Genomic DNA, 23,178 nt, shown 5'->3' with positions numbered 1-23,178 from the left:
CAATCCCTTGGAATTCAAGCAATTACCTGCCGGAAGCCGGCCGATTCCGGTCAAGCGGAGCTGAACGGGCCGTTCTGGAGGCCCATTCAGGCCAGGGAACGTTGTCCGGCGTTCAGGCCCGGCCGCCAGCCGGCGCTCAGAGCACCGAGCGCGGCGGCAGCGACCAGTCGATCGGGGCCTGGCCGCGACGCTGCAGGTACTCGTTGGCCATCGAGAAATGGCGGCAGCCGAGGAAGCCACGATGGGCCGACAGCGGCGACGGATGCGGGGCCTTCAGAACGCGATGGCGACGGGTATCAATGACCTTGCCCTTCTGCTGCGCGTAGGCACCCCAGAGCATGAACACCAAGCCTTCGCGTTCGCGGTTGAGCACGTCCACCACGTGATCGGTGAAGCCTTCCCAGCCGCGGCCCTGGTGTGCGCCGGCCTTGCCCTCCTCCACCGTCAGCACGGCATTGAGCAGCAGCACGCCGCGCTGCGCCCATGGGATCAGGCAGCCGTGGTCCGGGCGCGGGATACCGAGATCGCTCTCGATCTCCTTGTAGATGTTCAGCAGCGACGGCGGCACCGGCACGCCCGGCGGCACCGAGAAACTCAGGCCATGCGCCTGGCCACGGCCGTGGTACGGGTCCTGGCCGAGGATCACCACCTTCACCTGCTCGAATGGCGTGGCGTCGAATGCGGCGAAGATCTGCGGGCCGGGCGGGAATACCGCCGCACCGCTGGCCTTGCGCTGGCGCAGGAAGCCGGACAGCTCGCGCATCTGCGGCTGCAGGAGGTAATCGCCGACATGCTGCTTCCAGCTCGGTTCCAGCTGGATCGTCGGGGTGTCCGCTACTTCATCAATCATTGCACCACTTCATCGAATCAGGGGTCCATCGTTCAACCGGGCCAGGCGCAGCTGGAACAGCACCTTGGTGACCAGCAGCCGTTCTTCGATCGGCTTGAGTACCAGGTCGTTGGCGCCGGACTGCAGCAGCCCGGTCTGGTTGTGCGGGTTGCCGTCGCCGGTCATCACCAGCACCGGCAGGCGGCGCTTGCCGTAGCCGAAGTCCACGCGCACGCGCTGCACCACGTCGCGGCCGCTCAGTTCACCCTTCAGGGTGACGTCGGTCAGCACCAGGTCGATGCGATGGCGGCTGCGGCCCAGCGACTCGGCGGTGAGCAGGGTGAACGCCTCTTCGGCGCTGACCACGTGCAGCACGTTCAACTGCTGGCGTTCGAGCATGCGCTTGGTGGCCTCGGCCACCACGCGGCTGTCCTCGATGTAGAGGATGGTCGCGCCGGGAATGGTCTGCGGCTGCACATAGCCGCGGATGAAGGTCGCCAGCGCCTCGTGGCCCAGCGCCTTGTCGAAATAGTCGGTGACGTACTCGGTGAAGCGACGCTGCTCCAGATGCTGCTGGGCATCGCCGGACACCACGATCACCGGCACGTAGGCCTGGCCGGCCGCTTCGCGGACCATCCGCGCCAGCGCCAGGCCGTCGCCATCACGCAGGGTCAGCGAGGTGGTCACCAGGTCCACCGGGCCCTGCGCCAGCGCCTGCTGCGCATCCTCGATGCTGTCGCAGCCGATCACCTCCACGCCTGGCAGGTCGCGCTGCAGGACGTCGGCGATCAGCTTGCGGACCAGCTTCGAGCCATCGACCACCATCACCCGCGTCGCGGGCCCTTCAAGGTGCTTCAGCGCTTGCGGTTGCATGCCGGTCTCAGGTGTCGGTCGGGCGGGTCTGGCGCAGGAAGTGGCCGGTGACCAGCCACGCACCCAGCCAGCCCAGCAGCAGCGTGCCGAGCAGGACCAGGCCACCGTGCAGCAGGTCCAGGCCGTGCAGCACGAACGGGCTGCCGTAGCTGCGCGAGAGTTCGGCCAGCGGCACGCGCAGCGCGGCACCGGCGGCGCCGATCAGCGCCAGCGCAACCGCGCCGGCGCCCAGGCCATACCACGCACCCAGGTACAGGAACGGGCGGCGGATGAAGCCATCACTGGCGCCGAGCAGCTGCAGCACGCCGATCTCTTCGCGGCGGGCCTGGATGTCCAGGCGCACGGTGTTGCCGACCACCAGCGCGGCACCGACGCCGAGCAGGACCGACAGCACCTGCACCAGCCGCGCGCCGAACGCCAGCCAGGCATCCAGGCGCTGGCGCCACAGTGCATCGTGCTGCACCAGGTCGGCCTCGGGCAGGCTTTCCAGCGCGCGTGCCAGGCGCGCGTCGTCCTTGCCTTGGCCGGGGGTGATCACCAGCAGCGAGGGCAGCGGGTTGTCATTGAGTGCGTCGATCGCCTCGCCGAGGCCGGCGTCGCGCAGTTCCTGCAGGCCCTGCTCGGGCGTGCGCACGTTCACTTCGGCCACGTCGTCGCGGTCGCGCAGCTGGCCGGCCAGGCGCAGCGCGCCGGGGCCATCGACGTTGCCCTTGAGGAACACATTGATGTCGCGCGACTGCTGCACGCTGCCAGCGAACTGCTTGAGGTTGTCCAGCGCGATCGACAGGCCCAACGGCAGGGCCAGTGCCAGCGCCATGACCATCACCGTCAGCAGGGTCGCCCACGGCTTGCGGCAGGCACGGCCGAGGCTGAACACCACGCTGTGCGCGTGGTGCTGGAACCAGACGCCCACGCGCGAGGGGGCGGCGGCTTCGCTGTTTTCGTTCTTCGCCATGCGTTACTCCGCCAGATCCTGCGGCGAGATGTCATCCACCAGCCGGCCGTGGTCGAGGATCAGCACGCGCTTGCGCATGCGGCGCAGCAACGGCAGGTCGTGGCTGACCACCAGCACGCTGGTGCCGCGCGCGGGCAGCTCGGCGAACAGGGCCATGATCTCCGCCGCCAGGGTCGGGTCGAGGTTGCCGGTCGGCTCATCGGCCACCAGCAGCTTGGGCTCACCGACGATGGCGCGGGCGATGCCAACGCGCTGCTGCTCACCGGCCGACAGCTGCGAGGGCAGCGCCTTCTCGCGGTGGCCCAGGCCCATCCGTTCCAGCACCGAGCGCACGCGCTTGCTGATGTCGCCACGGCGGGTGCCGCGCAGGATCAGCGGCAGCGCCACGTTCTCGGCGATCGAGCGGTCCATCAGCAGGCGGTGGTCCTGGTAGACCGCACCCACCGCGCGACGGTGGCGGGGCACATCGCCGCCACGCACCTTCAGCAGGTTGCGCTCGTCGAACACCACCGCGCCACGGCTGGGCCGCTCGTCCAGATGGATCAACTTGAGCAGGGTGCTTTTGCCCGCACCGGAATGGCCGGTGACGAACAGCATCTCGCCCGGCGCGACCTCGAAGCTGACATCGGTCAGTGCCTCGTGGCCACCGGCGTACTGTTTGCTGACATTGTCGAAGCGCAGGACACTCATGCCCCGATTATGCAGGACCGGCGCGACGTCGTGGAGACGGTCACACGATCGGTAGTGCCGGCCGCTGGCCGGCAACCCACACAACTGCCGGCCAGGGTGGGTGCCGACCGTTGGTCGGCACGCCCTTGAAGCCACCCGACCAACGGTCGGGTGCTACCAGCTGATCGGCGCTGCCGATCAGCTGCCCGACAGCATCCGGCGGATCTTGCGGCCGATGCGGGTCAGGAACGAATCGCCGGTATCAGCAGCCGTGCGCACCGGCTTGGCCACCACCTGCACCGGCGTGACCGGGCTGGCGCCATTGCCGGCGGCGTTCTGCACGCCCTCGGCACCCTCGACCGGACGACCGTGGCGACGGCGGCGGCGCTTGCGCGGCTTGTGCTCGCCGTCCACCGCAGCTTCCGGTGCGCCTTCGGCACGCGGGGGGCGCGGCGGACGCGGGGCCTGGGCAGCGGCGCCTTCGGCACCGGCGGCCGGCGCGGCAGCGCCCTGCTCGCCTTCCGCGCGTGGCTTGCGCGGGCCACGCGAACGGCGTTCGCCGCTGCGCTCACCGTCACGGCCACCACGGCCACCACCACCACCGCCGGAACGGCCGCCACTGCGGCCACCGCCCCGACGCTCTTCCTCGGCGGCACGGGCTTCGCGCGCTTCGCGGAAGATCTGGCCGACGCTTTCATTGTCCTCGCCTTCCTCGCCTGCAGCCGGAGCCGGGCGTTCCGGGCGCGGCAGCGGGGTCAACAGTTCCTTGGTGACCGGCTCGGACGGAATCTTCTGCTCGATGTAGGCCTCGATGTCCGGCAGGCCCATGGCATAGCGTTCGCAGGCGAAGCTGATCGCGTCGCCCTCTTCACCCAGGCGCGCGGTGCGGCCGATGCGATGCACGTAGTCTTCGGCGTCGAACGGCAGGTCGTAGTTGTAGACGTACTTGATGCCGTCGATGTGCAGGCCGCGCGCAGCCACGTCGGTGGCCACCAGGATTTCCAGCTGGCCCTTCTGGAAGCGGTTGAGCAGGCTCTCGCGCTTCTTCTGCGGCACGTCGCCGGACAGCACGCCGACACGGTAGCCGGCCTTTTCCAGCGAACGCGCCACGCGCTCGACGAACACCTTGGTGTTGACGAAGACCATGGTGCGCGCGCCTTCGCTGCGCGAAAGCAGGCCCAGCAGCAGCGGGATCTTCTCATCGTCGGCCGGGAAGTAGATGCGCTGGCGCACGCGCGCGGCGGTGATGGTCTCGGCTTCGACCACCAGCTTCTGCGGCTCGTTCATGTGCTCGTAGGCCAGCTCCAGCACGCGGTGGCTGAGGGTGGCACTGAACAGCAGGGTCTGGCGGGTGGTGCGCTCCGGCATGCGGCGCAGCAGGAAGCGGATGTCCTTGATGAAGCCCAGGTCGAACATGCGGTCGGCTTCGTCCAGCACGCAGATCTCGCAGGCGTGCAGCGACACCACCTTGTGCTGCTTGACGTAGTCGATCAGGCGGCCCGGGGTGGCGATGATCACGTCCACGCCCTGCTGCAGCAGCTCGCGCTGCTTGTCGTAATCCACGCCGCCATAGACCAGGGCGAAGCGCAGGCCCAGGTCGGAACCGAACTTCACCGCATCCTTGTGGATCTGGATGGCCAGCTCGCGGGTCGGGGCGAGGATCAGCGCGCGCGGATCTTCCGGCTTGCGATCGGCCAGCGCCGGACGCGTCAGCAGGCGGTTCACGACAGCGACCAGGAAGGCCAGGGTCTTGCCGGTGCCGGTCTGGGCCTGGCCGGCAACATCACCGCCGGGCAGCGCGACCGGCAGGGTCAGCGCCTGGATCGGGGTGCAGCGGGTGAATCCGGCTCCTTCAAGGCCGGCCTGCAGGGCCGGGTGCAGCTCGAAGGAGGAAAAGGTCAAATCGGTCAGCGGTTTGTCGCTCATGAGTCCGTCTTGGTATGGCCGCCGGCCCGTGGGGCGGCTGGCACTTCATCGTCTAGGGGCACCGTCGCAAACTGCGGCCCCTGCGGCGGGTTGGCAGGCTGGGACCACCCGGTCCGCGCGCCGCACAATGGCCCAGTTTAACGCACTCGGGCCGGCAAACCGGAATGCCCCGTCTCACCGGATGGAGAGACGGCGCGCCTTCATCCAGCCACACGGGACTTGAACGACCCCGCCGGTCCCGCTGGTGTCGCCCGCTGCCACCCCCATCTTCGGGAAGACAGTGAAATCCGACACATACCGGGCTTCGAAGCGATCACGATACGCTGGGTTCCAGCCGGCGCCTGTCCCCGCCCTGCGATAGGGGTACACTGCCGGCCGTGAGCGTCCAGGCATCCCGCCGAACGCACCGCGGCAGTGCGCCGCGAGGCAACGACGAGGGTCGCGCCACCGGGCATGGCCCAGTTCACCCACCTCCGGCATGGCCGGGTGCAATCCAAGACGAGAAACCAAGATGAGCGACAAGGTTGTACATGTCGGCGACGCCGACTTTGATAGCGCAGTGCTGAATTCCAAGGAACCGGTGCTGGTCGATTTCTGGGCCGAATGGTGTGGCCCGTGCAAGATGATCGCCCCGGCGCTGGACGAACTGGCCGATGCCTACCAGGGCCGCGCCAAGATCGCCAAGGTCAACGTCGACCACAATCGTGCGCTGGCCGCCAAGTACCACGTGCGTTCGATCCCGTACCTGGTCGTGTTCAAGGACGGCGAGAAGGTCGGCGAGCAGATCGGTGCGGTGGGCAAGGCCCAGCTGGCCGGCCTGCTGGACAAGGCCCTGGCCTGATCCTGCTGTTTTCCGGCAGCCGCCACCCGCGGCTGCCGGCGGACGCCCTGCGTCCATGATGAATGCTGTTCCCGGCAGCCCTTGCACGGCGCCGCAGGCCGATGATAGTGTCGGCACATCCGGCCGCGTTCGCGTGCCGCACCCTCTGGACGCAGTTTCTTCCAGACCCATTCCCAACGTTCGCCGCCCCAGCCGGGCGCTCGCACCTTCAAGCGAGGAATAACGCTCTTGTCCGATAACACTTCCGAAACCGGCAGCGCCGATGCGCCCGCCGAAAAGCGCGTGCGCAAGCCCCGCGTGAGCAAGGCCGCCGCCCCGGCAGCCGCCGAAACCAGCGCCGCTCCGGCGCAGCCGACCCTGCCGCTGGCCGCCGCGCCCGAGGCACCGGCCCCCGCCCCCGCACCGAGCGCGCCCGCCGCCGAGGCCCCTGCCAGCAGTGGCGGTGGCGAAGGTGGTGAGGGTCGCGAATCCGGCCAGCCGCGGCAGCAGAACCACCAGGGCGGTGGCCAGAACCAGGGCCAGAACCCGTACAACCAGAACGGCCAGCAGGGCCAGGGAGGCCAGGGCAACCGCCGTGACCGCTTCCGCAACCGCCGCGACCGTGACCGTGACCGCAACAACAACCGCTTCCGCGACGACGGCATGCCCAACGACGGCGGCGAGCAGCAGCCCTTCGTGCCGCGTCCGCACGCCAACGTACCGGAAGGCTTCCCGGTCTATTCGCTGAGCGACCTCAAGCGCATGCCGGCACAGAAGCTGTTGGAAATCGCCGAGCAGCTGCAGATCTCCGAAGGCGTGGCACGCGCCCGCAAGCAGGATGTGATCTTCGCCCTGCTGAAGGTACTGACCCGCCACGGTGACGGCGTCGCCGCCGACGGCGTGCTGGAAATCCTGCCGGACGGCTTCGGCTTCCTGCGCGCGGCCGAAGCCAGCTACCTGGCCGGCCCGGACGACACCTATATCTCGCCCAGCCAGATCCGCCGCTTCAACCTGCGCACCGGCGACCATATCTCCGGCCGCATCCGCTTCCCGAAGGACGGCGAGCGCTACTTCGCGCTGAACATCGTCGACACCATCAACGGCGAGCCGATCGAAGCGTCGAAGAACAAGGTGCTGTTCGAGAACCTGACCGCCCTGTTCCCGCGCCGCCGCTTCACCCTGGAGCGCGGCAACGGTTCGTCGGAAGACATCACCGGCCGCATCCTCGACCTGATGGCGCCGCAGGGCAAGGGCCAGCGCTCGCTCATCGTGTCGCAGCCGAAGGCCGGCAAGACCATGATGATGCAGCAGGTCGCCACCGCCATCACCACCAACCACCCGGACGTGCACCTGATCGTGCTGCTGATCGACGAGCGCCCGGAAGAAGTGACCGAAATGCAGCGCACCGTGCGCGGCGAGGTCATCAGCTCGACCTTCGACGAACCGGCCGCGCGCCACGTGCAGGTGGCCGAAATGGTCATCGAGCGCGCCAAGCGCCTGGTCGAGCACAAGAAGGACGTGGTGATCCTGCTCGACTCGATCACCCGCCTGGCCCGCGCCTACAACAACGTGGTGCCGAGCTCGGGCAAGGTGCTGACCGGTGGCGTGGACGCCAACGCCCTGCACCGCCCGAAGCGCTTCTTCGGTGCCGCGCGCAACGTGGAAGAAGGCGGCAGCCTGACCATCATCGCCACCGCGCTGGTCGACACCGGCTCGAAGATGGACGAGGTGATCTACGAAGAGTTCAAGGGCACCGGCAACAGCGAAGTGCACCTGAGCCGTCGTATCGCTGAAAAGCGCGTGTTCCCGGCCATCGACATCAACCGTTCGGGTACCCGCCGCGAAGACCTGCTGATCGAACCGGAACTGCTGCAGAAGATCTGGATCCTGCGCAAGCTGCTGCATCCGATGGATGAAATGGCGGCGATGGAGTTCCTGCTGGACAAGATGAAGAACACCAAGTCCAACGACGAGTTCTTCGGTTCGATGAAGCGCTGAGCCACGGCATTGCATCGAAAAGAACCTGCCGCTCGCTGCGGCAGGTTTTTTTTCACCTGCAGGGCGACCCACTTCACTTCACCGCCGCCCGGTTTTGGCGATAATCCGCCCGATGCCCTGCCCGGCCCCGAGGGCCTGGCCACCGATTCCCGCTGTCGCCCCTTCCGGAGAACCGGTCGGGTCCAGCCTCCTGCCGGATCCGTCGACGCATGCGAACGCTGTCTCCCCGCCTCAACCTGGGCAAGCTGATCCTCGCCCTGGCCCTGCTCAGCGCCATCATCGCGCTGGCCAACACCCTGCTGGCCAGCTACCGGGTGCAGCGCGACCAGCTGGTCGGCAACACCCTGGAGGCCAACCGCGTCTACGCCACCAAACTGGCCGAAACGACCCAGAACTTCCTGCTGGCTGCCCAGCAGGAACTGGCCTACGCCGCCACGCGGCTCGGCCAGGGCAACCTCGACCCGGCACAGGCCCAGGACGAAGCCAGCCGCCTGCAGCTGCAGACCAACAGCTTCAACTCTTCGCTGGTGGTGGATGCCGACGGCCTGGTGATCGCCACCTCGCCGCAGACCCTGCAGCTGCAGGGCGAAGTGCTGCACAGCGTCGGCAACAATGCCGCGCTGGCCGCGCGCCAGCCGATGATCAGCGACCCGTACCAGTCGGCCACCGGCAAGCTGCTGGTCTCGCTGTCGCACCCGATCTTCGATCGCCAGGGCCACTACCGTGGTTACGTCAGCGGCACCCTGTACCTGCGCCAGCGCAGCGCACTGCACACGCTGCTGGGCAAGCACTACTACCGTGATGGTTCCTACCTGTACGTGGTCGATCGCCATGGCCGCCTGCTGTACCACGCCGATGGCAAGCGGGTGGGCGACTACGTGGTCGGCAACCCCGCAGTAAAGGCCGTGGTGCGCGGCGAGCGTGGCGCGCAGCAGGTGCGCAACAACCTGGGCGTGTCGATGCTGGCCGGCTATGCGCCGGTGGCGGCCACCGGCTGGGGCATCATCGCCCAGCGCCCGACCGAGGCCACGCTGCAGCCGCTGTCGCGGTTGATGACTGCGGTAATCTGGAACGCAATCCCGCTGGGCCTGCTGTCGCTGCTGATCACCTGGTGGTTCGCCCGTCGCATCTCGATGCCGCTGTGGCAGCTCGCACGCAACGTGCAGGGCGGCGAAGACACCGGCAATGCGATCAGCCACGTCAGCGGCATCCGCGCGTGGTACTTCGAGGTCGCCCAGCTCAAGCAGGCGGTACTGCACAGCTTCAATGCACTGCAGGACCGCATCGGCACGCTCAACCGCGCCAGCCGCACCGATCCGCTGACCAGTCTTCTCAACCGCCGCGGCCTGCAGCAGGCGCTGGATGCCCTGCAGGTACAGGGCATCCCGTTCGCGATCCTGGCGCTGGACATCGATCGCTTCAAATCGATCAATGACAACCACGGCCATGACGTCGGCGACGCTGCCATCGTCCACATCGCCAACCAGATGCGCCGCTACTCGCGCGACAGCGACATCCTCTGCCGCGCCGGCGGCGAGGAGTTCCTGCTGCTGTTGCCGGGCATCAGCGCCGAGTCAGCGCGACAGGCTGGCGAGCGTCTGCGCCAGCACATTGCCGACCATCCGTTTGAACCGGTCGGCACCATCACCGTCTCGCTGGGCGTGGCCCACTTCCCCAGCTTCCATGTCGATGCCGAGCAGGCGCTGCGGCTGGCCGACAAGGCGCTGTACCTGGCCAAGGAACAGGGCCGCAACCGAGTGGTGGTCTACCCCTACGCCGATTGACGCGAAGCCGGGCTGGCCGGCTCCGCAGTGATCGTCAGCCCTGCTCCAGCGGCGTCAGCAGGCGCAGGCCGCGCTTGGCGCCGTCGACCATGTAGATGCCGCCCTCGGGCAGCAGGTCGCTGCCGTTTTCCGCCGCGTCACCGGTCACCCACGGTGCGCGCTGCTTCGGTCCTGGAATGAAGGCGCGCCAGCGGCCATAGCGCTCGGCAGCGGCATTGCGATCATCCGAGAACGCATAGTTGACCGGCACGCGTACCGACCAGAATTCCCGTGTGACGTCCTTCCCGCTGCTTGGAGGAATGAAGGTCCACTTGCGGGCGGTATTGATGCTGGCCTTGGCCAGCACATCGCGCAGCTTGGCCATGGTCCGCTCCGGCCCCGCCACGGTCATGTTGACCTGCTCGGCGATGACGTCGGCCACCGTGCCATCACGGGCGACCTTGATGATCAGGATCACATCGCCCTGACCACCGATCCTCATTGCCTCGTCCGGATAGCGCGGCGGCGCCAGGCGCTCTGCGGTCACCGAATCGGTGGCCTTTGGATCGTACTCGCTGAAATCCACGCTGGTCATGCTGACTTCGTAGTCGCCCTTGCCCGTGGACTTGCCACGCAGACGCACCCGAAACGGTGCCTGTGCGGCGACGGCCTTGCCATCGACCCGCGTCGGCTCGAAACGCCAAGGGCGAATGGTGCGTTCAACAAACGCGGCAACACCCGGGCTGATGTTTGCCTTCTGATCGAGCACCAGAGCGCTGACTGCGCCTTCTGCCGTGACCTCGATCTTTCCGGTCAGTGTCATGCTCAATTCGGTGGTGGCACGCACCGCGCGCGTGGTCTGCGCGTTGGCATCGCCGGCTAACAGCGGAGCGCCGGCACCGACGGCCAACGCGAGAGCGAGGAACAATGGGGAACGCATCATTGCCGGATCCTTGGTGATGAAGGGCGAGAGTACCTCAGTCCCAACACCCATGACAGCTGGCTCACGCCAACCGGTGCGCGCCAGCATAGGGCGGCGTGTCCGGATAGGCACCTCGGGCGAAGCGTTCCTGCAGGCCCTGCCACCAGCCCGGGTCGAACAGGTGCCGGTAGTGCTCGCGCACCGCTGCCAGCTCTGCAGCGGGCAGGCCCATGAACGGGCCGAAGCGCTCGGGAAACACGTCGCGCGGACCGACATGGAACCATGGCTCGTCGGACATCGCTTCCTCCGGCGTACGCGGCTGCGGCCAGGCGCGGAAGACGCAGTCGCTGACCAGACACAGCTCGTCGTAGTCGTAGAACACGGCCCGGCCGTGCCGTGATACGCCGAAATTCTTCGGCAGCATGTCACCGGGGAAGATGTTGTTGCGCGCCATGTCGGTGATCGCCTGCGCATAGTCGAGCACCGCCGCCCGCACCGCCTCCGCGCCCTGCTCGCGCAGGTACAGATTCAAGGGACGAAAACGACGCTGCACATAGCACAGTGCGACTTCGACCTCATCGCCATCGATGCGTACGCTCTGCGCGCACTGCTGCAGCAGTTCATCCAGCAAGGCCGGCGCGAAGCGCTGGCGCGGGAAGCGCAGATGACGATAGGGCTGCGCATCGAGCAGGCGGCCGACACGATCGAGGTTGAACACCAGCGCGTACTTCTCTTCCACCTGCTGTCGCGACATCGCCTTGGGCCACGCGAAACGGTCGCGGATCAGCTTGAACACCAGCGGGTAACTGGGCAGGGTGAACACCGCCATGACCATGCCCGGCGTGCCCTCTGCATGCACCAGCCGCTCCTGCGGGTGCTCGTTGAAATGACGGAAGAAGGTGCGGTAGCGCTCGGTCTTGCCCTGCTTGGCGCGGCCCAGCACGGTGTATATCTCATCGATGGGCTTGCCCGGCAGCAGACTGCGCAGGAACACCACCGCATCACCGACCGTGGCCAGGTTGGCCTGGAAATAGCTGCGTGACACGCCGAACAGGTGGGCCACGTCCCGGCGCCGGGTCAGCACTGCATCGGCGCGCAGGCCACGCTCGTCGTTCACCAGGGCAATCACGCACGGCGAGAACCGGTGCTCGCCGAACACGCGGCCAACCAGGTAAGCGCGGCGCTCGCGGTAGAACACCGTGTCGAGCAGCTCGATGCTGCGTACCGGCGTATCGCCCCAGTGGGCCAGGTCATCCTGCAGGCGCACCGCGATGGCCGCGGCACAGCGCAGCTGGTGCGCATAGGGGATATCGAAGCGATAGTCGGCCAGCACCCGCTGCAGCGCCTCCACCGGCCGCGTCGGCGAAACCGCGTAGGTATGCCGCGCCACCGGGTGGGTGATGGCATCGGAGGGTTCGACATCGAAGGCGATGAACTCCAGCGCCGGGTCCACGCCCCGGGTGGCAAACAGGCGCCGCGACAACGTGTTGTAGAAGGTCTTGTACAGCTCGGCGTCGATCAGGCCCTGCAGCAGCGCGCTATAGCGGGCGTGCACCCGCAACCACAGCACGCGCTCGCCGATCGCGTCACCGGCAAGGCGGCGCAGCGCATCCATCTGCTCGGCGATGCACAGGTCGTACAGGGCGATGCGCTCGACCGCATCCTGTCGCGCACCGGCCCAGTTGCGCTGCTCGAAGCGCTGCCGCGCCCGCGCGGTGATCGCCGCAAAGCGGGCGTGGTACTGCTCGAAACCGTCGCGGATGGCTACCGCGATGCGCGGTGCCAGCTCGGCAGCGATGTCAGGCCTGGACATGCATGGCTCACCCGGAAGGACCGGCTTCACCATACGCTGGCGTGTGCGATGCCGTCGAGCGCGAAGGTAGTGCCGGCCGCTGGCCGGCAGCACCTGGACCGTCGATGGATCGATGCAGATGCCGGCCAGCAGCCGGCACTACTGGCTCAGATCGCCAGTTCGGCTTCCACGTCCTGCACCTTGCGCCGCGCCAATGCCAGGTTGGACCTGGTACGGTCCAGCACGATGTAGAAGAACAGGCCCTTCTTCTTCGCCACCGGGCGCATGATGTGGTACGCCTTGCCCAGCGAGATCAGGATGTCCTCGATGCTGTCGTTGAGGTTCAGCGATGCGGCGGTCTTCATCTTGGCACGGATCACTTCGGTGTTGCCGGCGGCGGCCACTTCCATGTCCATGCCGGCACCGGCTTCGCCCAGCAGCATGCCGCTTTCATAGTCGACCAGCGCCACTGCCTGCGCGCCGTCGATGCCCATCAGTGCGTTCAACGATTCATTCAGTCCAGCCACGTCGCACCCCTTGTCGATGTTGGTTCGAGCCCCTCGTTCCCCTGCGGCCGGGCTCACGATCCGCCGAGTTCGGCCAGGATCGCCTGGCCACATTCCCTGCTCTGCCACAGCACCTGGCCGATCACGCTGCGCTGGTCGCAGGCCGCCATCAGCAGCAACGGCACGCGCCCCTCGGCCTGGATCGCCAGCATCAGCACCTTGCCGCCCGCGGCCTCCAGCATCAGCGTCTGCAGATCCCCAAGCACAAGTTCGCGCCCGACCGCTGCAGCCAGCGCCAGCATCGCGCTGGTCATCGCTGCCAGGCGTTCACCGCGCCCTTCGGCACCGGCACTGACCAGGGCGAAGCCATCCACACTGGCCAGCACCACCGTGCGTATGCCTTCCACCCGCTGCTGCAGGTCTCGCAGCAAGGGCTGCAGGCGCTCACGCTGGCCGGCGTCGGGCAGTAGCGCCACCTGCCCGTCAGCCATGCGCGGCCACCAGTGCGTGCGCTTCCATCTCGCCCATCAATACATCCATCAGCAGCAATCCCTGTTCGCGGTCGCGGGTATCCACGGCCAGTAGCGGCAGCGGCTGGTCATCAAGGCAGGCACGGGCGGCCCAGTCGTCCAGCGCGGCGTGCGGTGCCTGGTCGAGATGGGTGACGGCCACCACCAGCGCCAATGACGATGCGAACGGCCGCAACACCTGCAGATAATCCTCCAGTTCGGCAACCACGCCCGCGCGCCGCGCATCCAGCAGCAGCACGGCGCCGCGGGCGCCCTGCAGCAGGATCGGCCAGAGGAAATCGAAACGCTGCTGTCCCGGCGTGCCATACAGGCGCAGCCGCTCGCCATTGGGCAGGTCGATATCCGCATAGTCCAGGGCGACCGTGGTGGAGGCCTTGTCGGCACCGAGGCGGTCGCTGTTGGCCACGTCGGTGTCGACCACCGCGCCGGCCGCGATGCTGCGCACCAGGGTCGACTTGCCACTGCCCATGCCGCCCAGCACCACCACCTTGTGCTCACGCATTGCGCTCGCTCCCACGCAGGTGACGCCACAGGCGGGCGAGCAGGCCGTTGTCAGCGCCGGCAGCGCGTTCCGCCAGCGGTACCGCCGGTGCTGCCTGCAGCTGCGCGTAACCGCACAGGTAAGCGGCATGGATGAAATCGCGCACGGCCGCAGGCGGCAGATCAAGCAACATCGCGCACTCGTCCACCGTGCACGCGCGCTTGAGCAGCAGCGAGCACAGGCGGAAGCCATCATGGTCATGGCCCAGCACACGGAAATCGGGCCAGCGCAGCAGCTTTACCGAAGCACCGCGCAGGCGTTCGTCCAGTGCCTGCCAATGGCGGCTACGTTGCGCCCATTGCCACAGCAGCGGCCGCAGTGGCTGGCGTGGCCGCTCGCCGGCCAGGCCATGCAGGCGTGCGGGTGTCAGCGCATCCAGCTGCAGGCGGTCGAAGGCATCGGCCAAACGCTCCACCAGGGCCGTAGCCGGTTCCTGCAGCAGCACGGCCTGGTCATGCTCAAGGTCCATCAGCAGCAGTGGCTCGCCCGCATCACTCAGCAGTGCCTGGCCCTGTCGCAGCGGCAGCCGCTCGCGCAGCAGACGGGTGATGGCATGCGCACCATCAGCCAGGCGGATCGGTGCGGGTGCGTGCATGGCCAAGGGCTCCACTGCCAACTGCATGCGGCGCAGCGCGCGACCGATGGCACTGTCATCAAGCACGTCCTGGTGCCCGTCGCCATCACGCAGCTGGCCGCCGATGTCTTCGATCCAGCACTGCAGTCGCGGACGCTGCTGGCGCATGCGCTGGGCCGCGTTGCGCAGCGCCGGCGTATCGCGGATGACCAGCAGGTCGCAATCGTCCAGGTCCTGGCTGCGGCGGATCTGGCCGTCCGGCAGGGCCGATGCCACGCGCAGCCGCTGCAGCAGGGCCTGCTCGCCCTGGATGTCGGTTCCCACTACCAGCACGCGTGCCATCCGTGTTCCCCGTGCGGCCACCTCCCCGGTGGCCTCGCGTCGCCAAGGCTAGGGCATCGCCAGCGGCAGCCGTCGTGATCGACTGCTCAGATCGAGGGCGGTTGCAGACGGTGTCCGATCAGTTCTGCGACGGCCATCGCGGGCAAGTTTCATGCCTCGTTGACGACATTCCGACAGCCGACGGGAATCACGGTTCTGGACGCGGGTCGAATGGGGTCAGAACCCTTTTGCATGGCAAAAGGGTTCTGACCCGGAGCCCAAAAGAAACCCGCGCCGAAGCGCGGGTTCCGGTGTCACAACCGAACGGCGATGGATCAGCCGCGCAGCTGCTCCAGCGCGGCGTTGAAGGTCGCGCTCGGGCGCATCGCCTTGCTCGCCTTGGCGACGTCCGGGCGGTAGTAGCCGCCGATGTCCACGGCCTTGCCCTGCACCGCGATCAGCTCTTCGACGATCTTCTGCTCGTTGTCGGTCAGTGCCTTGGCCAGCGGTGCGAAGCGTGCCTTCAGTGCCGCATCTTCGTCCTGTGCGGCCAGCGCCTGCGCCCAGTACAGCGCGATGTAGAAGTGGCTGCCACGGTTGTCGATGCCACCCAGCTTGCGCGACGGCGACTTGTCGTTGTCCAGGAACTGGCCGTTGGCTTCGTCCAGCGCCTTGGCCAGCACGCGGGCGGCGGCGTTGTCGTAGCGGTTGCCCAGGTGTTCCAGCGACGCGGCCAGGGCCAGGAACTCACCCAGCGAATCCCAGCGCAGGTAGTCCTCTTCGACGAACTGCTGCACGTGCTTCGGGGCCGAACCACCGGCGCCGGTCTCGAACAGGCCGCCACCGGCCATCAGCGGCACGATCGACAGCATCTTGGCGCTGGTGCCCAGCTCCATGATCGGGAACAGGTCGGTCAGGTAGTCGCGCAGCACGTTGCCGGTCACCGAGATGGTGTCCTCGCCCTTGCGGATGCGGTCCAGCGAGAACGCGGTGGCTTCCACCGGCGGCAGGATGCGGATGTCCAGGCCGGTGGTGTCGTGGTTCTTCAGGTACTGCTCGACCTTGGCGATGACCTGCGCGTCGTGGGCGCGGGCGGCATCCAGCCAGAACACGGCCGGGGTGCTGCTCAGGCGGGCGCGTTCGACGGCCAGCTTGACCCAGTCCTGGATCGGCGCGTCCTTGGTCTGGCACATGCGCCAGATGTCACCGGCTTCCACGGCGTGTTCGAACACCACGTTGCCGGCATCGTCGGTGACCTTGACCACGCCGTCGGCAGCAATCTGGAAGGTCTTGTCGTGCGAACCGTACTCTTCGGCCTTCTGCGCCATCAGGCCGACGTTCGGCACCGAGCCCATGGTGGCCGGGTCGAAGGCGCCGTGCGCCTTGCAGTCGTCGATGACGGCCTGGTACACGCCGGCGTAGCAGCGGTCCGGAATGACCGCCTTGGTGTCCTGCAGCTTGCCTTCGGCGTTCCACATCTTGCCCGAGTCGCGGATCATCGCCGGCATCGAGGCGTCGACGATCACGTCGCTCGGCACGTGCAGGTTGGTGATGCCCTTGTCCGAATTGACCATGGCCACGCCCGGACGCTGCGCGTACTCGGCGGCCAGGTCCGCTTCGATCGCGGCGCGGGTGGCTTCCGGCAGCGACGGCAGGCGCGCGGCCAGGTCACCGATGCCGTTGTTGGCATCGAAACCGGCCTGCTTGAGCACGTCGGCGTGCTTGGCCAGCACGTCCTTGTAGAACTCGTTGACCGCCACGCCGAACATGATCGGGTCGGAGACCTTCATCATGGTCGCCTTCAGGTGCAGCGAGAACAGCACGCCCTGGGCCTTGGCATCGGCGATCTGCTCACCGATGAACGCGGCCAGCGCCTTGCGGCTCATGACGGCGGCATCGACGATCTCGCCGGCCTTGACCGTGGTCTTTTCCTTCAGCACGACGGCGCTGCCGTCCTTGCCGTGGAAGGTGATCTTCAGCGCACCGGCGTTGGCCAGGGTGGCCGACTTCTCGCTGCCGTAGAAATCGCCGGCGGCCATGTGCGCGACGTGCGACTTCGAATCCGACGCCCAGGCGCCCATGCGGTGCGGGTGCTTGCGCGCGTAGTTCTTCACCGACAGCGGTGCACGACGGTCGGAGTTGCCTTCGCGCAGAACCGGGTTCACCGCACTGCCCTTGACCTTGTCGTAGCGCGCCTTGTAGTCGCGCTGCTGGTCGTCGGCCGGGGTTTCCGGGTAATCCGGCAGCGGATAGCCCTGGTCCTGCAGTTCCTTGATGGCCGCCTTCAACTGCGGCACCGAGGCGGAGATGTTCGGCAGCTTGATGATGTTGGCGTCCGGGGTGGTCGCCAGCTGGCCCAGCTCGGCCAGGTCGTCGCTGACCTTCTGCGCGTCGGACAGCAGTTCCGGGAACTGCGACAGGATGCGGCCGGACAGCGAGATGTCACGGGTTTCCACCACGATGCCGGCAGTGGCGGTGTAGGCGTCGACGATCGGCAGCAGCGACTGGGTCGCCAGGAACGGTGCTTCGTCGGTCAGCGTGTAGAGGATCTTGGACATGGGGGACTTGGACTCTGTAGCAATGCTCAGGGGAAGGCCGGCGCCAGCGCCGGGCCACGTGCAACCGTGTCGCTTTCCCCCGTCGCCGTCAGGGTGGGCGCGCGGCGGGGAAACCCCTGCATTGTCGCGTTTTCAGCCGCGCGGGGCAAAGCCGCGCCATACGCGGCGGTACTGCACGGCGGCAACGCTGTGATCCATCCACGCGCGGCGTGGATCTGCGCGAACGCCGCCGTCAGTGAATCCACGCCATGCATGGATGAAGCCAGCCACCGGCCAATAAAAAAGGACGCAGCCTTGCGGCTGCGTCCATCGTGAGTCCTGCCGGGAGAGAGTCGGCAGGACTTACTTGACCTCGAACTCCTGCGGCGTTCCAGCCGCCTTGCCATCGACCGTGACCTCGGCGCGGTACTTGCCGGCCGGCCAGCCCTTTGCATTCTTGAACGTGACGTTGGTGGTCTCCGCGCCGCTGGCATTCAGGGTCGCGGTCTGTTCGCCGGCCACCTGGCCGTCCTGGAAGGTCAGCTTGGCACCGACATTGACGTTGTTGGCGGCGCCATCGGTCTTGACCGAGACGATGACATCATCCTTCGGCGAGAACAGTGCAGCCGGGGCGACCGATTTGTCGGCGGCAGCGGTCTTGCCCACGGTGACGGTGGAAACGCTGACCGCGGCAGCTTCCGCCATCGGCGGCGGTGCACCGGTCATCGGTGCCGGCGCTGCCGGCTCGGCCGGAGCCGTGGCGGCCGGAGCGGCGTTGGTGTCGGTCGACTCTTCCTTCTTCTTGCAACCGACCAAGGCAACGCTGCCCAACAGGGCGGCGATCAGGGCGGTCTGGAGCGGGGTGGTCTTGATCATTCGGGGTTCCTCCCAGGGATTGTCGGACGGCGTTTGATCGCCGGCTTACTTCGGCGGCAGTTTCAGGGTCTGGCCCGGGAAGATCTTGTCCGGGTCGTCAAGCACATCGCGATTGGCTTCGAAGATCTTCTTCCAGGCGTTGGCGTCGCCCAGATGCTGCTTGGCGATCTTCGACAGCGAGTCACCCTTCTGCACGGTATAGGTGCCGCCGCTGACGATCTCGGCGGTGCTGTCCACCGAAGCGCTCACGCCGGAGAAGTCCGCCTTCGGCACCTGCTCGGCGGTACTGTCGACGCTGGCGCTGACGCCGGAGAAATCGGCTTTCTTCTCGGTACTCATCCACAACTCCCGTCTGCATGACTACGTGGCTCGCACGGTGCCATGGCGGTTGTTAAATGGGGATGGTGCAGATGTGAAGCCGCCCCGGGGGGCGGCTGAACAATCGGGAGAGACGGTGCCCGGTAGTGCCGGCCGCTGGTCGGCTGTGCCAGGGGGATCCGGCCTTGGCCGATTGCCGGCCAGCGGCCGGCACTACCCGTAACCGCCTGCGAATCATGGTAGTGCCGGCCGCTGGCCGGTGTTCGCCGGGCATGGCCCGGCACAACGGGCAACCGCCTGCGGCGGTTACTGGCGCAGTTCGCGGTAGGTCGCGGCCGGGGCGGCAATGCCGGGACTGGCACGCCACGGATTGATGTCCAGGCCGCCACGGCGGGTATAGCGCGCCTCCACTTCCAGCCATTGCGGCTGGCAGCGCGCAGACACCTCGCTGAAGATCCGCTCAACGCACTGCTCGTGGAACTCGGCGTGCTCGCGGTAGCTGACCAGATAGCGCAGCAGGCCGGCACGATCGATCTTCGGCCCGCGGTAACGCAGGCTGACCGTCGCCCAGTCCGGCTGGCCGGTGACCGGGCAGTTGGACTTCAGCAGTGCCGAGACCAGGGTCTCCTCCACCACCTCACCGGCATTGGCCGAGAGAAAGTCCGCCTGCGGCGGGCCGTAGCAGTCGATCTCCAGCTCCAGCCCGTCGATGGATTCACCGAGCGGCGTCTCGCGCAGGCCCGGCAGCCCGAACTCGACCTGGACCGGCGCACCGGCACAATCTGACAGATCCGCCACGATGCGCGCGCGCAGTGCCTCGGCGCTGTCGATGCGGGTGCTGTTGAGGGAGTTGAGGTACAGCTTGAACGACTTCGATTCGATCAGCCGCGGCGAAGTGCACGGCACCTGCACGGTGGCCACGGCCACCTGCGGCTTGCCACGCGGGTCGAGCCAGCTCAGCTCGAAGGCGTGCCAGCGGTCATGGCCGACGAACGGCAGCGCGGCGTCATCGAGGCCGATTTCGGCGCGGGCGCCGCTGCGGGGGATGGGAAACAGCAGGCCGGGATCGTACTGCGACGGGTAACTGACCTCGCGACCGAGGCTGGAATCCTGTGGGGTGTTCATGGGGGTCATTGTATCGCGCGGACGGCGGGCCTTCGGCCGGGCTGGCCAACGGCGGAGCCCCTCCGTGGTGGTTTTGTTGGTTGGTCGTGGAAGGCGGTCTATCGGCTTGGCCGGGTGGGTAGGCGGGTCGGGGGACGCCGTAAACCCGTCCTTGGGGGCTTGGCCGCGGCATCCATGCCGCGGACACCCCCGCCCCGCCTACCCACCCGGCCCCTGACAGTTCCTTGCGCGCCACCACCACCACGGGAAAGATCAGGAAAATCAAAATCAGAAGCCGATCCTTCAGACATTCATGACGTCCGCCGTGCCGACCAACGGTCGGCACCCACCAACAGCAGCGGGCACCAACAGCCGCGGGAAACTGTCGAAGGCGGGGTGGGTCCGGTTGAGGGGGTGTCCGCGGCATGGATGCCGCGGCCAAGCCCCCATGGACGGGTTTACGGCGTCCCCCTCAACCGGACCCACCCCGCCATCCCACGGAATGCCCGCTTTTGACGTTGACGTTGATTTAGGCGGGTGCAGGGCTGCAAGCCCTGCCGGAAACCCTCACCCCGCAGGCGTGCCGGCACCGTGCAGGTAATCCAGGCTCACCTGCAGCAACGCGCGCAGTCCGACATCCAGCGCCTTCTCATCCAGCAGGAACTTCGGCGAATGATTGGCGGGCGCCGTCGCCGGGTCGATGCCCACGCTGGTGGAACCAACGAAGAAGAACATCCCCGGCACTTCCTTCGCGTACAGCGAGAAATCCTCCGCGCCCATCTGCAGCGGTGGCTCGTACACGTTGTCCTTGCCCACCACCGCCTGCAGGCTCGGCAGCATCTTCGCGGTCAGCGCCGGGTCGTTCACCGTGGCCGGGTTGCCTTCTGATTCGTAGATGTCGGTCACCGCCTTCGCACCGTGCGCGGCGGCGGTGTGCTCGGCGACGTTGCGCAGGTCGGCGAAGATCTGCTGGCGCATGCCCTCGTCGAAGGTGCGGATGGTGCCGACCATCTCCACTTCATCGGGAATGATGTTGTAGCGGATGCCACCGTTGATCGCACCGAAGGTCAGCACCGCCGGCTGCTTGGACAGATTCGCGCGGCGGCTGACGATGGTCTGCGCGGTACCGACCAGATCAGCGGTGGCAACGATCGGGTCGACACCGTTCCACGGTGCCGAGCCGTGCGTCTGGCGACCGATCACCTTGATCCCGAAACGATCCGAGGCGGCCATCAATGGGCCACCGCGAACCGCGATCTGACCGGCCTGCACGCTGGAGAACACATGCAGGCCAAACACCGCCTCCGGCTTGAAGTCGGCGAACAGGCCTTCCTTCAGCATCAGCGCGGCACCGCCCTCTTCCGGCGGCGGTGCGCCTTCCTCGGCCGGCTGGAAGATCAGCATCACCTGGCCCGGCAGGTCCTTCTTCATCGACACCAGCGCTTCGGCCACGCCCAGCAAGGTGGCGGTGTGCGCGTCATGGCCGCAGGCATGCATCACGCCCACGGTCTGGCCGCGGTACTGGTCGGTGGCCTTGGAGGCGAACGGCAGCCCGGTCTGTTCGGTTACCGGCAGCGCGTCCATGTCCGCACGCAGCGCGATCTTCGGGCCGGGCTTGCCGCCTTCGATGATCGCCACCACGCCGTGGTGGGCGATGCCGGTCTTCGGCTTCAAGCCCATCGCACGCAGGCGCTTGGCGACCTCGGCCGAGGTGCGCGCCTCGCGGTTGGACAGTTCCGGGTGCTGATGGAAGTCGCGGCGCCATTCAACCACCTTGGCCTGCAGGCGCTGGGCAGCGGCGGTCACTTCGGGCCGTTGCCCGTCCTGGGCGTGGGCAACGGCCGGCAGGGCCAGCAGCAGGGCGGACAGCAGCAGCGAACGGCGCATCGCAATCTCCACAGCAAGAGGGGTCCAGCTGAATGTAGGGCAACACCGCCGCCACGGGAACCTCCGCGGCCGGATCCGGTCTTAGCGCCCGTCCCATCCGTCATGCAGGAAACGTGATGTGGCACAGGTATGCTTTGCGCATTGCCAACCGGGGCCGCGCCCCGTCCAGCCCTCTTGGAGTCCTCGTAATGTCACGTGTTTGGAAGATCGTGCTGCTGGTCGTGGCGGTTCTGGTGCTGGCCGTGGTCGGCCTGCGCGTCATCGGCGGGGGCAAGGACAAGGCTGGAAAGCCGGCAGCGGGAGCGCGCCAGGGTGGCGAAGACCCGGATGCCGGCCCGGTGCCGGTGACCGTGGTCGAGGCCACGCACCAGGACGTACCGGTGTATGCCAGCGCACTGGGTACCGTGACGGCAATGAACACCGTCACCGTCAGCCCGCAGGTCGGTGGCCAGCTGATGAGCCTGAACTTCCGCGAGGGCCAGGAAGTGAAGAAGGGCGACGTGCTGGCAGTGATCGATCCACGCACCGCCCAGGCCAGCTACGACCAGGCCGCGGCAGCCAAGCGCCAGAACGAGGCGCTGCTGGCCACCGCGCGCTCCAACTACCAGCGCTCCAATGCGCCGGAGTACCGCCAGTTCGTCGCCAAGACCGATCTGGATACACAGCGAAACCAAGTGGCACAGTACGAAAGCGCAGTCGCGGCGAACGAAGCCAGCATGCGCTCGGCACAGGTGCAGCTGCAGTACACCAGGGTCACCGCACCGATCACCGGCATCGCCGGCATCCGCGCGGTCGACGCGGGCAACGTGGTCAACGCCGGCACCGCGCTGGTCACCCTGACCCAGATCCACCCGATCCACGTCCTGTTCAACCTGCCCGAACGCCAGCTCGGCGACGTGCGCCAGGCGCAGGCCGCCGGCGCGGTGCCGGTGGCGGCACTGGACCGCGCCGACTCGCACGTGCTGTCCGGCGACGGCAAGCTGGACGTGGTCGACAACCTGATCAGTGCCGACAGCGGCACCTTCAAGGCGCGCGCGCTGTTCGACAACACCGACAACGGCCTGTGGCCGGGCCAGTTCGTCAACGTGCGCATGCAGCTGCGCACGATTGCCGGCGGCGTGGTCATTCCGACCCAGGCCGTGCTGCGTGGGCCGGATGGCGAGTACGTCTACGTCGTGCAGGGCGACAACACGGTGAAGATGCAGACCGTGCGCAGCGGCGTGGAAGTGGGCGACAGCCAGGTGCAGATCGCCGAAGGCCTGAAGGGCGGCGAGCGGGTGGTCAGTGAAGGCCAGTTCCGCCTGAAGCCGGGCAGCAAGGTCACCGCGCTGAAGCCGGGCGAAACCCCGGCCGCACCGACCGAGGCCGAGCTGAAGGCGGCCGAGCAGAAGAACGGTGGCGGCGGTGGCCGTCGCGGTGGCGGTCCGCGCTGAGCGC

General features: G+C 67.5%; 20 protein-coding genes. 4 read left to right on the top strand and 16 right to left on the bottom strand.

Features of this window, described 5'->3' with window-relative positions; translation table 11 throughout:
- Positions 1–136: 136 nt before the first annotated feature.
- The 5 genes from ung to rhlB form a co-directional block, all read right to left on the bottom strand.
- A complete protein-coding gene (gene ung, locus AC5P6S_RS12585) occupies positions 137–850 on the bottom strand; it encodes a uracil-DNA glycosylase (RefSeq protein ID WP_005414662.1) in 714 nt (237 codons plus the stop codon).
- A gap of 9 nt (positions 851–859) precedes the next feature.
- The gene (locus AC5P6S_RS12580) at positions 860–1,702 is read right to left on the bottom strand and encodes a response regulator (RefSeq protein WP_005411271.1); all 843 of its coding nucleotides are present in this window, start codon (positions 1,700–1,702) and stop codon (positions 860–862) included.
- Positions 1,703–1,709: 7 nt separating this feature from the next.
- Positions 1,710–2,657 (bottom strand): permease-like cell division protein FtsX, encoded by a 948-nt coding sequence (gene ftsX, locus AC5P6S_RS12575; protein ID WP_005414664.1) that lies wholly within the window; start codon positions 2,655–2,657, stop codon positions 1,710–1,712.
- Between the two features lie 3 nt (positions 2,658–2,660).
- Positions 2,661–3,347 (bottom strand): cell division ATP-binding protein FtsE, encoded by a 687-nt coding sequence (ftsE, locus tag AC5P6S_RS12570; protein WP_005411273.1) that lies wholly within the window; start codon positions 3,345–3,347, stop codon positions 2,661–2,663.
- Between the two features lie 177 nt (positions 3,348–3,524).
- Positions 3,525–5,252: an ATP-dependent RNA helicase RhlB gene (gene rhlB / locus AC5P6S_RS12565; RefSeq protein ID WP_049395352.1), complete on the bottom strand. Its 1,728-nt coding sequence runs from the start codon at positions 5,250–5,252 to the stop codon at positions 3,525–3,527.
- A gap of 511 nt (positions 5,253–5,763) precedes the next feature.
- Between rhlB and trxA the strand changes: the two genes are divergently transcribed.
- The 3 genes from trxA (at position 5,764) to AC5P6S_RS12550 (ending at position 9,854) form a co-directional block, all read left to right on the top strand.
- Positions 5,764–6,093 (top strand): thioredoxin, encoded by a 330-nt coding sequence (gene trxA / locus AC5P6S_RS12560; protein ID WP_005411275.1) that lies wholly within the window; start codon positions 5,764–5,766, stop codon positions 6,091–6,093.
- Between the two features lie 228 nt (positions 6,094–6,321).
- Complete coding sequence (gene rho, locus AC5P6S_RS12555; protein WP_049395351.1) at positions 6,322–8,070, top strand: transcription termination factor Rho; 1,749 nt, start codon at positions 6,322–6,324, stop codon at positions 8,068–8,070.
- A gap of 209 nt (positions 8,071–8,279) precedes the next feature.
- Entirely contained in the window at positions 8,280–9,854 is a 1,575-nt protein-coding gene (locus tag AC5P6S_RS12550; protein WP_005411277.1) for a sensor domain-containing diguanylate cyclase, read from the top strand.
- Positions 9,855–9,888: 34 nt separating this feature from the next.
- Here AC5P6S_RS12550 and AC5P6S_RS12545 read toward each other — a convergent pair whose 3' ends face one another.
- The 11 genes from AC5P6S_RS12545 to AC5P6S_RS12495 form a co-directional block, all read right to left on the bottom strand.
- Positions 9,889–10,776, bottom strand: coding sequence for an energy transducer TonB (locus tag AC5P6S_RS12545; protein ID WP_043034296.1), 888 nt, complete (start codon positions 10,774–10,776; stop codon positions 9,889–9,891).
- A 61-nt stretch (positions 10,777–10,837) separates the two neighbouring features.
- The gene (gene aceK, locus AC5P6S_RS12540; protein ID WP_495204625.1) at positions 10,838–12,568 is read right to left on the bottom strand and encodes a bifunctional isocitrate dehydrogenase kinase/phosphatase; all 1,731 of its coding nucleotides are present in this window, start codon (positions 12,566–12,568) and stop codon (positions 10,838–10,840) included.
- Between the two features lie 146 nt (positions 12,569–12,714).
- Positions 12,715–13,074, bottom strand: a complete 360-nt coding sequence (locus AC5P6S_RS12535; protein ID WP_005411280.1) for a hypothetical protein — start codon at positions 13,072–13,074, stop codon at positions 12,715–12,717.
- A 53-nt stretch (positions 13,075–13,127) separates the two neighbouring features.
- Positions 13,128–13,544: a roadblock/LC7 domain-containing protein gene (locus tag AC5P6S_RS12530; protein WP_005411281.1), complete on the bottom strand. Its 417-nt coding sequence runs from the start codon at positions 13,542–13,544 to the stop codon at positions 13,128–13,130.
- Positions 13,537–14,085 (bottom strand): GTP-binding protein, encoded by a 549-nt coding sequence (locus AC5P6S_RS12525; RefSeq protein WP_005411282.1) that lies wholly within the window; start codon positions 14,083–14,085, stop codon positions 13,537–13,539. The genes AC5P6S_RS12530 and AC5P6S_RS12525 overlap by 8 nt, the downstream gene beginning before the upstream one ends.
- Positions 14,078–15,040 (bottom strand): hypothetical protein, encoded by a 963-nt coding sequence (locus tag AC5P6S_RS12520; RefSeq protein WP_099561517.1) that lies wholly within the window; start codon positions 15,038–15,040, stop codon positions 14,078–14,080. Before AC5P6S_RS12520 ends, AC5P6S_RS12525 begins: the two co-directional genes overlap by 8 nt.
- Before the next feature lie 314 nt (positions 15,041–15,354).
- Positions 15,355–17,577, bottom strand: coding sequence for an NADP-dependent isocitrate dehydrogenase (locus AC5P6S_RS12515; protein WP_005414674.1), 2,223 nt, complete (start codon positions 17,575–17,577; stop codon positions 15,355–15,357).
- A gap of 342 nt (positions 17,578–17,919) precedes the next feature.
- Entirely contained in the window at positions 17,920–18,432 is a 513-nt protein-coding gene (locus AC5P6S_RS12510) for a hypothetical protein (protein ID WP_005411286.1), read from the bottom strand.
- A gap of 45 nt (positions 18,433–18,477) precedes the next feature.
- The gene (locus AC5P6S_RS12505) at positions 18,478–18,771 is read right to left on the bottom strand and encodes a LysM peptidoglycan-binding domain-containing protein (protein ID WP_005411287.1); all 294 of its coding nucleotides are present in this window, start codon (positions 18,769–18,771) and stop codon (positions 18,478–18,480) included.
- Positions 18,772–19,056: 285 nt separating this feature from the next.
- Complete coding sequence (gene queF / locus AC5P6S_RS12500) at positions 19,057–19,875, bottom strand: NADPH-dependent 7-cyano-7-deazaguanine reductase QueF (RefSeq protein ID WP_012481425.1); 819 nt, start codon at positions 19,873–19,875, stop codon at positions 19,057–19,059.
- A 546-nt stretch (positions 19,876–20,421) separates the two neighbouring features.
- Entirely contained in the window at positions 20,422–21,741 is a 1,320-nt protein-coding gene (locus tag AC5P6S_RS12495) for a M20 family metallopeptidase (RefSeq protein ID WP_012481426.1), read from the bottom strand.
- A 188-nt stretch (positions 21,742–21,929) separates the two neighbouring features.
- Here AC5P6S_RS12495 and AC5P6S_RS12490 point away from each other — a divergent pair, with 188 nt between their 5' ends.
- A complete protein-coding gene (locus AC5P6S_RS12490; protein WP_043034293.1) occupies positions 21,930–23,174 on the top strand; it encodes an efflux RND transporter periplasmic adaptor subunit in 1,245 nt (414 codons plus the stop codon).
- The last annotated feature ends 4 nt before the right edge of the window (positions 23,175–23,178 follow it).

Source organism: Stenotrophomonas sp. YJH_SMC_119 (assembly GCF_059368315.1).
This window is presented reverse-complemented; position numbering and strand designations above follow the sequence as displayed.